The sequence below is a fragment of the Nitrospina gracilis Nb-211 genome (assembly GCF_021845525.1).
GTDB classification, from domain to species: Bacteria; Nitrospinota; Nitrospinia; order Nitrospinales; family Nitrospinaceae; genus Nitrospina; species Nitrospina gracilis_A.
Window position 1 is genome coordinate 521,300 of the sequence record NZ_JAKJKD010000001.1, and the last position, 13,368, is coordinate 534,667.

Sequence of the window (13,368 nt, forward strand, 5' to 3'; positions counted from 1 at the left end):
ATGACAGACATTGCAATTGTAACCGGTTCGAGCGGCATGGTCGGCTCGGAAGCTGTTGAGTTTTTGCTGGGGCAGGGATTTGCCGTGCATGGTGTGGACAACGACATGCGCTCGATCTTTTTCGGCGAACAGGCTTCCACCGTGTGGAATGAGCGGCGCCTGACAGAATCTTACGACAACTACACCCACCACTCGGTAGATATCCGCGACCGCGCCAACGTGGAGCGGGTATTCAAAACATACGACAAGGACATCAAGCTCATCGTCCACTCCGCGGCGCAACCGTCGCACGACTGGGCGGCGGAACAGGCGATGACCGATTTCACGGTCAACGCCAACGGCACGCTGGTGTTGTTGGAACTGGCCAGGCGGTACTGTCCGGATACCGTCTTCATCTACATGTCCACCAACAAGGTGTACGGCGACAGGCCGAATTCGTTTCCCTTTGTGGAGGAAGAAACGCGCTGGGAACTGGAGAGCAAGCACCCGTACTACGCCCAGGGCATTGATGAAACCATGATCATCGACGAATGCATGCACAGCCTGTTCGGCGTGTCCAAGCTGTCCGGCGACCTGATGGTGCAGGAGTTCGGCCGTTACTTCGGCATGAAGACCGCGTGCTTCCGTGCCGGATGCCTGACGGGTTCCGCGCATTCGGGCACGGAACTGCATGGTTTCCTTTCCTACCTGATGATGTGCACCATGAAAAAAATGCCGTACAAGGTGTATGGCTATAAGGGAAAACAGGTGCGCGACAACATCCACAGCAGTGACACCGTGGCGGCGCTCTACCAGTTTTACAAGCGGCCCGGCGTGGGCAAGGTGTACAACCTGGGCGGCGGACGCCACAGCAACTGTTCGGTGCTGGAGGCCATCCGCATGTGTGAAGAGATCAGCGGCAACAAGCTGAAATGGGAATACGTGGACAAGGCCCGCGCGGGCGACCACATCTGGTGGATCAGCGACGTCACCCGCTTCAAAACCGACTATCCCGAATGGGATTACAAATACACCCTGCAACAGACCCTTCAGGAAATTCACGACGGCCTGCGCAAACGGTTATAGCGAGTTGGTACTCTGAGTCTCGCTTTAAAATCAAAACACAGATTCTTCGCTGACGCAGTATGACCCGTCGCCTCCCGGCGTAGCCGGATCATACTGAGGAGCCCACCGGCAACGAAGAATCTGTGTTTTTGCTTTTTAATGGGACGCGCGCAACCCATCCGTGAGCTTGGATGGCAATGCCGCAGACTTGCTTTTCAAAACGGGTTGCTGACGATGCCGCCGTCGATGGTGTAGTGCGCGCCGGTGATCCACGACGCGTGGTCCGACGCGAGAAACAAGGTCAGGCCGGTGACGTCCGCGGGCACGCCGATGCGTTTGAGCGGCACCTCCTGCGCGGTGGATTGTTTGATCTCTTCCACCATCTCTTCCTTGTTTTTACTGGTGCCCTTGGCAGCGGCTTCGGCTTCGTATTCCCAGGACCGCGTCCATACCGGCCCCGGCGCCACGGTGTTGACGCGGATGCCGTCCGGCGCCAGCGCGTGCGCCAGCGACACGGTGAGGTTGGACATCCCGGCTTTCATCGCGGCGTAATGCGGAAAGATGCCGCTGGGGCGGTTGCCCGCGATGGATGAGATGTTGAGGATGCAGGCGGACTTTGATTTTTTGAGTTCCGCCACCGCCAGCCGGCACAGGCGCACGGCAGTCATGAGGTTGATGTCGAACGCCTCCTGCCAGTCGTCGTCGGTGAGCTCGAGGAACGTTGCCATCTTCGTGATGGAGCCGACGTTGTTGACCAGCACGTCGAGTCCGTCCAACTGCTCCACGGCGAACCAGAAGAAGCGCTCGAGGTCGTCCTTCTGCGTGAGGTCGGCGTACTGGAACAGGTGCCCGTCGCCTTCCATTTCCTTTTCCAGCGTCTGCAGGCGTTCGGTGGTGCGGGCGCACCCGGCCACACGCGCGCCTTCTTTGCCGAAGGCCAGCGCCAGTTCGCGGCCGATGCCGTCTCCCACTCCCGTGATCAGGACTTTGCGTCCTGCCAGATTCAAATCCATGTTAAAATTCCTTTCCTGTTTTCCAGCCAGCCTTTGGAGATGCGTCCATGAACCCCCCGAGCATGATTGATCAGGTGCAGGCGTCGCCGTCTTTGATCTGGGTGGCGGTTACCATCTGTCTGCACATCATCAACGTGTTCCTCGGGTTGTCACTCGGATTTCAGAAAAAGACCCCGTCGCTGGTGAGAACGCATCTGATCGTCTATGTTGCGGTGCTGTTCGGCCTCGGCTCCTATCTCGTGATCAACGCGATTCATGGAGAAAACACGATCTGGGATTATCTCGTGGCCCTCTACTTTATCACAATCATTCCGATGAGCCGAAAATGGGATGTGGTTCTGCACGCGGGGATCACGGTGATGGGGCTCATCTTCCTGCCCATGCTGATCCTGTTGCAGATCATCTGAAGGCGTACTTCCGCCGCACACAGTCCATGAAATTTTCAGGATAGAAGAAAGGGAGGGGGAGTGCCGGAGGCGGCGCTCATTCCACCAGCTTGGTCTTGATGGTGATGTCGCCGTACACCTTGGTGCGGCAGGCCAGCTTGCGGTTGCCGTTGATCTTGTGGAGCTTTTCGATGAGGCCGTGATCGTTCACGTGCTCCATGGGCTCGATCTCCACCATGCAGGTGCCGCAGGACCCCATGCCGTGGCAGTTGGTGTACTCGTGCAGGCCCCGGTAGAGGCTGATGTCGTGGTGCTGGGCGGCTTTTCTCAGGTTGCCGCCGTAGCCTACCTTGAAGACTTTCTGCTCACCGGTTTCGGTGTCTTGAACGGTGATCTTGGGCATGGATGTTTCCTCGAAATGCCGTATTTTCGGTCAATTAACCCCAGAATGAAGGTTGTAAATTGACATGGGAAGCGGCAAAAGTCAAACAAATTCTCCCTCCGCAAGGCGGGAGGAAAACGGGTTAGCGCGTCAATTGCGAACGATGGTCCGAGGGCGCAATTCCAGGACCATTTTTCTCATTCTTCCCGCGATAGTCCGCTCCTGGCGGGGTTAGATTGAGTAGTTGTGGCCGGTCAGGATTTTCTTTTCCTTCAGGTAATCGACGATGCGGGTGACCGCCGTGTCGGTGTTCTTGGCGTCGTTCAGGCTGAGCACGATTTCCGGCATGCCTTTCGGGAACTGGTCGTCGGTGATGCGCACTTCCACCAATGGGCTGGGCTCGATCAGCAGGTTGATGTTCGAGTGGTCCTCCTGGTTGAACACGTTGGAGGTGGAAATGACCACATGTCCCGCGTCGAGGAACAGCTTGGCGACCTCGCCAAAGCGACGCACCGCCTCCCCGTCGGAGAAATAGGTTTCCGCGTCCATGTCCGCGCCGACGCCCACCTGGACGTTGCGGCCGTCCAGCAGGTAGCTCTGGAAATTCTGGTGGAACAGCACTTCCTCCAGCTTGCCTGCCAAGGCTGCCTTGCCGGTGCCGGACTTGCCGGTGAACAGGATCATGGCGGGCTGGTGCCCGTTGCGGTAGGCGCGCATTTCCGGGGTGACGGTGCCCTTCACCCAGTGCGAGTCGCGGTTGCGTGCTTCGTTGCGCAGGCGGTCCACTTCCTCCAGCGGGGTGAAGTGGGTGATGATGCCGCCGCCGCACACGTCGTACTCGTCCACCAGCACGAAGCGCCCGGTTTCGGCGATGTCGGTGAACAGGTCGAAAGCGACGGGCCGCTTGGTGCGGAGCGTCACTTCCGCCACGTCGTTCTTGGCGATGAAATCCTGATCCGGGAGCGTCTCCAGGGTCGAGGCGTCGATGGCTTTTTTGAACTCGACAATTTCGCAGTCCACGTTTTGCGTGGTGAGTTTCAACTTGTAGGTGTGGCCTTTGCTGAAGTGGCGCGTCCCCATCCAGAACACGTTGGCGTCGAAGGTGGTGGTGACCACCGGCGCATCCTTCTCGAGGCTGATGATCTCACCGCGCTCGAGGAACAACTGCTCGGCCAGCGTGATGCCCACCGAGTGAGGCGCTTCCACCGCCGCCGGAGTCTCCGCGTTCCATGTTTCGATGCTTTTGATCACCGTGCTCTTGTTGGACGGTGAGAAGACGACGCGGTCGCCGACCTTGGCCGTGCCCGATTCCACCCGCCCCGCGATGATCCTGCGTTGGTCGAACTTGTACACGTCCTGGATGGGCATGCGGAACGGGTTGTCCACGCTCCCGGCTTTTTCCTGGAACTGGTCGAGGCGTTCGAGAATGGTCGGCCCGGTGTACCACGGCATGTGTTCGGAGCGCTTGGCAACGTTCTCGCCCATCTTCGCGGAGATGGGGATGAACTCGCGCACTTCGATGCCGATCGACTCCAGAAACTGCGTGTACTCGCTTTTGATCTTGAAGTACACCTCCGGGTCGTAACCGACGAGGTCCATTTTGTTGATGACCACCGCCACCTGCGTCATGCCCAGCAGGCGCAGGATGTAGCCGTGACGGCGCGACTGCTCCTGTACGCCCTCGTAGGCGTCGATCAAAAGCAGGGCGGCTTCCGCGTTGGCGGCGCCGGTGACCATGTTCTTGAGGAATTCCTTGTGGCCGGGGGCGTCGATGATGACGTACCAGCGCTTCTCCGTCTTGAAGAAGATCTGCGAGGTGTCGATGGTGATGCCCTGTTCCTGCTCTTCTTCCAGTGCATCGAGCAGAAAGGCAAACTCGAACGACTTGCCCTGCTGGTCGCAGATGCTCTTCACGAAGTCCAGCTTGCCGGTGGGCAGGCTGTCGGTATCGGCAAGCAGACGTCCCACGAGCGTGGATTTGCCGTGATCCACGTGTCCCACGATGACCAGCTTCATCAGGCGGCCATCCTGGGGGGTCTTGAATCCGTTGTCTCCCATATTTACATGTAACCTTTGGCCCGAAGCTTCTGCATGGCGTACGCATTTTCCTGATCCTGCGCGCGCCCGGAGCGTTCGGAAGTGGTGGTGTTTTTCAATTCCTCAATGATCTCTTTCACATTCCGCGCCTTGGACTTGATGGAGCCGGTGCAGGGGGCGCAACCGAGGGATCGGTAACGTTCGCCCTGCTCGTTGGCGAAATACAGGTCGATGATCGGGATGTTCTCCCGTTCGATGTATTCCCAGACGTTCAACTCCGTCCAGTGCAGAAGAGGATGGATGCGGATGTGGGTGCCTTCGGCGAACGTGGTCTTGAACTGATCCCACAACTCCGGCGGCTGATCCTTGAAGTTCCATTCAAAGTTTTTGTCGCGTGGCGAGAAGTAGCGCTCCTTGGCGCGGGTTCCTTCTTCGTCGCGGCGGATACCGAGGATGAGTCCGGTGAAATTGTACTCTTCCATGGTCTGTTGCAGGCCCTGGGTCTTGAGCGCTTCACAGCACACCAGCCGGCCCATCTCGTGGTTCATGCCCTCGTCGAGGGCCTTCTTGTTCTGGCCGACGATGAGGTTCAGTCCCCATTTTTTGGCATAGTGGTCGCGGTACTCGATCATCGCCGGAATCTTGTACGAGGTGTCGATGTGCACCAGCGGGATCGGGCAGTGGCCGAAGAACGCCTTGCGCGCCAGCCACAGCATGACGGTGGAGTCCTTGCCGATGGACCACAGCATGGCCAGGTTTTTGAAATTTTTATAAGCTTCACGAAGAATGTAAATGCTCTGATCTTCGAGGTCGGTCAAATGATCCATGATAAACGTACCTGTACGGCGCGAGGGCCGGGAAGGGGGATGAATGACCCCACTTTATATTCTTAATTCAATCGAATCAAGGGTTTTACGCGAAAAACCGGGGACGGGCGGGGACTTTCAGGAGAAATACCGCTCCACCAGGCCGGGAAACTTGCATCGCAGGCAGTTGTTTTCATTTTTGGTGCAGTAGTCCTGATAAATCTGCATCAACCCCTGCGTCTGCTGGTCGCTGGTCAACGGTTTCAGCATGTGCTCTTCGTTGCCCAGGATGTAGTGCTTCATGAACCGGATCCACTTGTTGTCGGCGGGCCGGTTTTTGATCTGGAACAGCGACCTGAGAGCCTGCTCCAGGGGAACCGATTTGCTCGCCCGGGCGTAGATCAGGCCGATGGGAATGGCGATGTTCACCACCACTTCCCGCGACCGGTCGGGGCCCACAAGTTGTTGATTTTGCTTGAGGGGCTTGCCTCCCGGCGTGTAATGCCGCGACCAGTAGTCCGCGGCCTCCACGCAGAAAAACTGCGTCAGCCTGTTACGGGTCGCCTTAGTATACCCCGTCTCGCCGGAATTGGAAACGGTGGATTGCAGGATATCCAGATAATCGGCGAACAGCCCGTTTTCCCAATGCCGAACCAGGAGGTGGCTGAGGGCGGCGATGCGCCGGTACGGAAAATTGGCGGGCCGCATTTTGCCGAATTTCCATTCGCGCGGGCTCATCAGCCGGTCCTCCCAGCGCTCCCGCCGTTGCTCCCAGTGCTTCGCCATCCTGCCAAAGAAAATGCGCTCGGCGGGAAGGAGGTTTTCGTTTTCGGCGATCTCATTGAAATCGATCAGTCCCGACACGCCGAACAGCACCGCCTGGATGATTTCCGTGCGCTTCTCCTCGCTGGCGCGGATGGGGATCGTGTCGCGCAATTCCGCCAGCGGCACGTTCTCCGCCAGCATGCGAAACGGCAGTTTGTTGCTGGGGTAGCCCATCGCCTCGGCCACGCCTTCATAAAACGTCTGCTCGTAACCCTTGGTGATGACGCGGTCGTGGAAGCGGTCCATCTTGGTGTGGATGCGGGCGTCGCCGGCGGCGTTCAACAGCTCCAGCAGTTTCTCTTGCGGCAGGCGGGACAGCGGCCGGTGGCACAGGCCGTAGTTGAACGAGTGCAGGGTGGGGTAGGATTCGAAATCCAGCTCCTCGTTGAGTTTCAGGATGCCGCGTTTCAGGTATTTTTTGAGTTCGAGTTCGTGGATGTGCGGGCGCGACAGTTTCGGCTCCGGTTCCTTCGATTCCTCTCTGGTGCTGAGCTTCCGCTTGCCGCGGCCCTTCCACATGAACACGTGCAGGACGACGTTATCGTATTCGTTGTTGTTGCTGTGGCCGTGCGCCGTCCAGTCGGAACCAAACACGTGCAGTTCCACGTCGCCTTCCAGCAGTTTGCCGTCGACGCGGATGGCGGCGCTTTTGAAATCCGGTCCACTGCCGAAATTCCAGTAGCCGGGGAAGACGACTTCCAGTGTTTGACCGTCGGTGGTTTTCAGGTTGGGGGTTTTGAACAACTGGTCGTTCCACACACAGCGGATCACCTTCTCCGGCACCGGCGGTTCTTCCGGCTCGTTCACTCCCGTCTGCGTGTAGAGCCGGTAGAATCTCAGGTAGGCATCGGAAAAATAATCATGCGTGCTGTTTACTGGACTTCCCATGTCGTGCCCGTTTTGGTGTCCTTCAGGACCACACCCATCTTCTGCAACTCATCGCGGCACCGGTCGGCGGTGGCGAAATCCTTCGACGACCTGGCCGCCTGCCGCTCGGCAATCAGCGCCTCGATTCTGGCGACGTCCAATTCCTGCCCACCGCCCTTGAGCGCGCGCGTCCCGGTTTTGTATTCTTCCGGCGTGCGGTAGAACAGGCCCAGCAGTTGCCCCGCGTGGCGGAGCGTCGCCGCATCGCGCTGAAACGCGTCCCAGTCGGTGCCGTCTTCACCCAACTGCTTGTTGAGGCGGCGCAGTTCTTCCATGAGATCGGCCAACGCCACGGCGGTGTTGATGTCGTCATCCATCGCCCCGTCGAACTTCTTCATCAACGGTTGCTGGCGCAGGATGTCCTCCCCGAATTCCGCCGTACCGCCGTTCCGTCCTTTGAGTTTGGCCTCGGCCTGTGCGAAGAACTCATAGAAGCGGTCGAGGTTCTTTTCCGCGTCCTGCAGATACTGGTCGGAGAAATCGATCGGCCCGCGGTAGTGATTGGTCAGCAGGAACAGGCGCAGGACTTCCGGGTGGAAGGTTTTTAAAATGTCGCGGATGGTGAAGAAGTTGCCGAGCGACTTCGACATCTTTTCCTTGTTGATGTTGACGAAGCCGTTGTGCACCCAGTAGCGCACCGGCAGCTTGCCGGTGAAGCCGCAGGACTGGGCGATCTCGTTTTCGTGGTGCGGGAACACGAGGTCCTTGCCGCCGCCGTGGATGTCGAACGTCTCGCCCAGCAGGTGATAACTCATGGCCGAGCACTCGATGTGCCAGCCGGGCCGGCCGGGTCCCCACGGGCTGTCCCATGCCGGTTCGCCGGGCTTGCTTTTTTTCCACAGCGCGAAGTCCATCGGGTCCTTTTTGTGTTCGCCGGGCTCCACGCGCGCGCCTGCCTGCATGTCCTCGATATTGCGCCGGGACAGCTTGCCGTATTCGGGAAAAGACTTGACCGCATAGTACACGTCGCCTTCGGCAGGGTAAGCCTTGCCCGCCTGCACCAGGCCCTCGATCATCTTGATCATGTCGCCGATGTGATCGGTGGCCAGCGGCTCGGTGGTCGGCCGCTCGACGTTGAGCGCGTCCATGTCCTCGTAAAACGCGTCGATGTACTTGCGCGTCACCTCCTGCCACGGCACGTTCTGCTCGCGGGCGCGGTTGATGATCTTGTCGTCGATGTCGGTGAAGTTGCGGATGTAGGTGACGTCGTACCCGGCGTGTTTCAGGTAGCGGTAGAGGGTGTCGAAGACGATGGCGGCGCGGGCGTGGCCGACGTGGCAGTAGTCGTACACCGTGACGCCGCAGACGTACATGCGCACCTTGCCCGGCTGGAGCGGGACGAACTCCTCCTTATTGCCGGTCAGGGTGTTGAAAATGCGCAGTGTCATGCGTTCAAAGTACCATCCCGGCGGGACAAAATCAAACCGCCCGGGGCGGGGGTCACTGGGTGGTTTTCTTGTCCGGGTTGAGGCGGTGTTCCAGCTCGCGCACGTTGTTCTTCAACTGCGCGATGATGCGCTCGGCCTTGAACTTGAGCGAGGCTTCGGTCACCTCCTCGGACTTGTCGATGCCCGCGATCTGCTTGCGGATTTCGTCGAGCCCGTCTTCGATGTTCTTGCTCCGGTTTTCGCTGAAGCTCTTGGCGATGGCGTCCTTCAGTCCGCCGCCGTCGAAGTGGCGCGTGATGGCCGTGAGCATGCGTTTCTGTGAGGAATACTTCTTGCCCTGCTTCCAGTGCTCGATGGCGCCGTAGATTTCCGTCTCGATCTTCGCCACCAGTTCGTTGTAGTCGGTGCCGTCCACCAGGTCGTGGACGTCCGCCGGATCGGACTGCGATTTGATCTCCAGTTTGAGCGTCGTGTCCTCGCCCGTCAGGTTGAGGAACCGCATGTGGGCCTCCACCTCCTGCGGGAACAGGCGCGGATGCCAGAAGCCCATTTTGTAGTCCTGGCTCTTGACCACCGGCAGGTCGAACCGGCCTTCTTCATCCGTTTCCGTGACGTAGCCGTTGGGCGCAACGAACAGGGTGCCCACCATGTCCTTATGCATGTTGCAACGCAGGACCACCGGGCCCGGCGTTTCGAACGTGATCTGTTTTTGCACGCCGCCCGACATGGCGCCCAGGTTGAACTGGTTGCCGCTGGATTTCGAATAGATGTTGTGCACCTCGAAATCCTCATTCATGAACGTCACCGTGGAGCCGACCATCACCACCGAGTGCCCCGGCAGGAACTGCTTGGATTTCTGCGTGATGGTGATGCTCTGCGTTTTCTGGTCCGGCACCTTCAGCTTGTTGGTGGTCTCCAGGTACACCACGCCGCGATTGCCCGCCGGCTTGCCGTTGATCAGGACCTGCCCGTTGAGGTGGGTGATGGTCTTCACGATGTTGGAGCCGGAGCCTTCCATGTTGTGGTCGGAGCCTTCGGATTTTTTGGCATCTTCCGGCTCGTGTTTGGCGTGCTCCTCGCCTTTCTTGTGTTCATGGTCCCCGTGCTTGTCGTGGTCGTGGGCCTTATCCTCTCCCGCTTCCTTCAGCTTGGCCTGCTTCATGCTGGTTTTGTTCTTCAGGCCCATGGCGGTGAGGAACTGGACGACGAAGGGTTTTTCAAACTCCTTGTCCAGTTCGATGGCGCGGATGAAATGCGGTGCGGCGTCTTCAAACTTTTTTTGCAGACTGCGCACGACGGCGAGATTGAAGTGCGCCTGCGCGAAGTCTTCCTTGAGTTCCAGCGATTTCATGTAGCTCTTCTCTTCGTTGACGTAATCCTTTTTCAGGCCGTAGGCCTTGCCCAGGTAGTTCCACGCGAGGTGGTTGTCGGGATCGAGCGCCACCGTTTCCTTGAACAGTTCGAGCGCGCCGTCGCCGTTTTTACCGAACAGCCGCGTCATACCCCAGTTGAGAGTGATTTCCGCGTCGTTCGGCGCCAGTTCGTGGGCGCGCTGGAATTTGCGGTCGGCCCCCGCGTACTTTTCCGCCATGCGCATGGACGTGCCCCAGAGGGAATACACTTCCGGCGCGTTGGGGCTGATCTGCGCGGCTTTTTCAAACTCGAGGTCGGCGTGGTTGAACATGCCTTTTTCCGAATACTCGATGCCCTTGGCGATGTGCTGGAGCGTCTCCTTCGGCAGGTCCTTGCCGGTGGGGGTTTTCGGCCGCGCCTCGCGCAGTTCCTTTTCCAGGTCGATGCCGGTGGACGGATCGATTTTGGGTTCGGTCACCGCCTCGGCCATCAGGTTGTCTTCCAGCGTGGTCTCCTTCTTCGGCACCGCCTGTTCGACCTCTACCGGGTCGGGAGCGAGGGAGGTGGGCTCTTGAACGGGAGCGACCGGTTCGGGCTCCGTGGTGCTGGCGGGGATGGCTTTGAACTGGTTGTACGGTTCGAAGTTGGCCTCGGGCGTGGACAACTCGGTGAACGCCCAGACGATGAGACCCGCCGCGACCACACCGAACACCGGCCCGCCCCACGATTTTTTACGCGATTGTTTTGAAGAAGCACCCATGAAATGCACCCACCTTGCAGGAATGTGAAATTGTAAAAATGTAGAAAGGCTGTCGCCCGGCGGAAATCCGCTTCCGCCTCCCGGATCTTGCGAACCCGGGTGTTTTTATTCAGAATTCGTCACGCACCGCTAAAGTTCCGAACGCAGTCTCGGGACGGGAAGCTTGAACACATCCTTGTTGGGATAGTCGTCCATCGTTACGGGCTTGGAGGTTTTGGGAGTGCCTCCCACTACCTTGGACGCGAAAGAGGAAAATTTGTACTTCACGTTACCGGAGCCGCACAGGTCGCACACCGTCTCCTCCTTGTTCGTGGAGGCGGATTGCAACAGGGTGAATTCCTGTTCGCAGGTTTCGCAGAAGTACTCGTATAGAGGCATAATTCCTTGAAACGTGGACTCGAAAACAATGGTTGCAAAGTGATGAATATTAGGATTTAATCATAGCGGCAAATGGCCTGTCAATCGGATTTTCCAGCCTGTTGGCGTCCGTCCAAGCCTGACCCCGGGCCGTTGGCGCCTCGATCCGCGCAATCCCGAATCCCACGTTTGGTTGAATGAAAAAGCTGACCGCCAAGTCCCTGGTTAAAACGTCCCTGCAACAAAGTCTGAAGGGAAAATCCGGCTATCTGACCGATCGCGAGATCGAACTGGCTTACCACCAGGGCATCATCCACACGCCGCGCACGCTGTACGACAGCCAGATTCAGCCCGTCAGTCTGGACCTCCGGCTGGGGCAGAAAGCATACCGCATCCAGAGCAGTTTTCTGCCGGAAAACGAAACGGTTGAGAAAAAGCTCAAGGACCTGAAACTGTACGAGGTGGACCTGCGTGACGGCGGCATTCTGGAAAAGGGCGCGATTTACCTGATCCCGCTTCTGGAGGAGCTGGACCTGCCCACCAGCCTGTTCGGGTGCACCAACCCGAAAAGCTCGACAGGGCGGCTCGACATGTTCACCCGCGTCATCATCGACCGCGGCCACCGCTTCGACGAAATCGCGCCGGGCTACAAGGGCAAGCTGTACCTGGAGGTGTTGTCGCGTTCGTTTCCGGTGCGGGTGCAGGAGGGCATTTCCCTCAACCAGCTTCGCCTCAAGCAGGGCAATGCGGAGATCACCGACCGCCAACTGCAGACGCTGTACAAGAAAAAGCCGATCCTCTACCACAAAAACGGCGGCGCGGTGGAATGGGAGAAGGTGAAGGCCGACGACGGCCTGTTCATCAGCGTCGATCTGCAGGGCACGAACCGCAAGAATTCCATCGTCGCCTACAAGGCCAAGGCCAACAGCCAGGTGGTCGACCTGGCGAAAACGAATCACTATCATGCGGATGATTTTTGGGAGCCGGTGTATTACTCTAAAAAGCACCGGCTCATTCTGGAGCCGGAGAGTTTTTACATCATGATGTCGAAGGAAAAAATCTGCATCTGGCCGGACCTGGTGTCCGAGATGGTGGCCTACGAGCCCAACAGCGGTGAGCTGCGTACGCATTATGCGGGCTTCTTCGATCCCGGTTTCGGCTGGCACCCGGGCAAGGGCGCGAAAAGCCAGGGCACCCGCGCCGTCATGGAAGTGCGGCCGCACGACGTGCCGTTCATGATCGAGGACGGACAGACCTTCTGCAGGATGAAGTTCGAGAGGATCATCTCCGAACCCACGCGCCTGTATGGCAAGCAGTTGCAGTCGCACTATCACACGCAGGAACTTTCGTTGAGCAAGTATTTCAAGAACTGACCGGAAGCGGACAACGTGGAACGCGAAAAGATCAAAGCCATCATTGAAAACCTTCTGCTGGCCTCCGACACGCCGCTGTCGCCGGAGACGCTCCAGCAGGTGCTGGCCGACGGCACCACCGCCGACGCCCTGCGCGATATGCTGGAAGAGTTGCGCGCCGACTACGAAAACCGCAACCTGCAGATCGTCGAGGTGGCGGAAGGCTACCAGATCGGCACGCGGTCGGATTACTTCGAGTGGATCCGGCGCATGCTGAAGCTGGACAAAACGTTCCGCCTGTCGCAACCGGCGCTCGACACATTGTCGATCATCGCTTACAAGCAACCGCTCACCCGCGCCGAGGTGGAAGAGATCCGCGGCGTCGATTCCAGCGGCGTGGTCAAGACCCTGCTGGAGAAAAAGATCATCGCCCCCGGCGGACGCAAGGATGTGCCGGGCAAGCCGATCATGTACAAGACCACAAAAAAATTCCTGGAGTACTTCGGCCTGCGCGACTTGAGCGAACTGCCGACGCTCGAGGATTTCAGCGAAGAGATTGAAGGCGAGGACGCGCCGCAGCAGGGCGAGTTGTCTTTTGGCGCCGCTGGCGGGGAGAACGGCTCCGCCTCATCCGGAGACAGTGACGCCGATACCGAATCCGCCGCGACGGCTGACAGTGCGCCCGCAGACCCGGCGGAGCCGCCGGCAGGCGGCGATTCCCAGGCCTGAGCGCAACCC

General features: G+C 58.8%; 12 protein-coding genes. 4 read left to right on the forward strand and 8 right to left on the reverse strand.

Annotation, left to right across the window (positions count from 1 at the left end; all coding sequences use genetic code 11):
- Entirely contained in the window at nt 1–1,065 is a 1,065-nt protein-coding gene (locus tag J2S31_RS02500) for an NAD-dependent epimerase/dehydratase family protein (RefSeq protein WP_237097471.1), read from the forward strand.
- Between the two features lie 194 nt (nt 1,066–1,259).
- Here the strand turns inward: J2S31_RS02500 and J2S31_RS02505 are convergent, their stop codons facing one another.
- Nucleotides 1,260–2,057 carry an SDR family NAD(P)-dependent oxidoreductase gene (locus J2S31_RS02505; RefSeq protein ID WP_237097472.1) on the reverse strand — a complete coding sequence of 266 codons (798 nt, stop codon included), beginning with the start codon at nt 2,055–2,057 and terminating at the stop codon, nt 1,260–1,262.
- 47 nt (nt 2,058–2,104) lie between these two features.
- On the opposite strand from J2S31_RS02505, the gene J2S31_RS02510 reads away from it, so the two are divergent.
- Nucleotides 2,105–2,464 (forward strand): hypothetical protein, encoded by a 360-nt coding sequence (locus J2S31_RS02510; protein WP_237097473.1) that lies wholly within the window; start codon nt 2,105–2,107, stop codon nt 2,462–2,464.
- 76 nt (nt 2,465–2,540) lie between these two features.
- Here the strand turns inward: J2S31_RS02510 and J2S31_RS02515 are convergent, their stop codons facing one another.
- The 7 genes from J2S31_RS02515 to J2S31_RS02545 form a co-directional block, all read right to left on the reverse strand.
- The gene (locus J2S31_RS02515) at nt 2,541–2,846 is read right to left on the reverse strand and encodes a 2Fe-2S iron-sulfur cluster-binding protein (protein ID WP_237097474.1); all 306 of its coding nucleotides are present in this window, start codon (nt 2,844–2,846) and stop codon (nt 2,541–2,543) included.
- 210 nt (nt 2,847–3,056) lie between these two features.
- On the reverse strand, nt 3,057–4,841 hold the full coding sequence (locus J2S31_RS02520; RefSeq protein ID WP_237097475.1) for a GTP-binding protein: 1,785 nt from the start codon (nt 4,839–4,841) through the stop codon (nt 3,057–3,059).
- A 44-nt stretch (nt 4,842–4,885) separates the two neighbouring features.
- A complete protein-coding gene (gene cysD / locus J2S31_RS02525) occupies nt 4,886–5,689 on the reverse strand; it encodes a sulfate adenylyltransferase subunit CysD (RefSeq protein WP_237097476.1) in 804 nt (267 codons plus the stop codon).
- A 117-nt stretch (nt 5,690–5,806) separates the two neighbouring features.
- Entirely contained in the window at nt 5,807–7,381 is a 1,575-nt protein-coding gene (locus J2S31_RS02530) for a DUF2851 family protein (protein WP_237097477.1), read from the reverse strand.
- The gene (gene cysS, locus J2S31_RS02535) at nt 7,366–8,808 is read right to left on the reverse strand and encodes a cysteine--tRNA ligase (protein ID WP_237097478.1); all 1,443 of its coding nucleotides are present in this window, start codon (nt 8,806–8,808) and stop codon (nt 7,366–7,368) included. The genes J2S31_RS02530 and cysS overlap by 16 nt, the downstream gene beginning before the upstream one ends.
- Before the next feature lie 52 nt (nt 8,809–8,860).
- Nucleotides 8,861–10,921: a hypothetical protein gene (locus tag J2S31_RS02540; protein WP_237097479.1), complete on the reverse strand. Its 2,061-nt coding sequence runs from the start codon at nt 10,919–10,921 to the stop codon at nt 8,861–8,863.
- Nucleotides 10,922–11,050: 129 nt separating this feature from the next.
- A complete protein-coding gene (locus tag J2S31_RS02545) occupies nt 11,051–11,299 on the reverse strand; it encodes an FmdB family zinc ribbon protein (RefSeq protein WP_237097480.1) in 249 nt (82 codons plus the stop codon).
- Nucleotides 11,300–11,475: 176 nt separating this feature from the next.
- On the opposite strand from J2S31_RS02545, the gene J2S31_RS02550 reads away from it, so the two are divergent.
- Both J2S31_RS02550 and scpB read left to right on the forward strand, forming a co-directional pair.
- Nucleotides 11,476–12,651, forward strand: a complete 1,176-nt coding sequence (locus J2S31_RS02550; protein WP_237097481.1) for a 2'-deoxycytidine 5'-triphosphate deaminase — start codon at nt 11,476–11,478, stop codon at nt 12,649–12,651.
- A 15-nt stretch (nt 12,652–12,666) separates the two neighbouring features.
- Entirely contained in the window at nt 12,667–13,359 is a 693-nt protein-coding gene (gene scpB, locus J2S31_RS02555; protein WP_237097482.1) for an SMC-Scp complex subunit ScpB, read from the forward strand.
- The last annotated feature ends 9 nt before the right edge of the window (nt 13,360–13,368 follow it).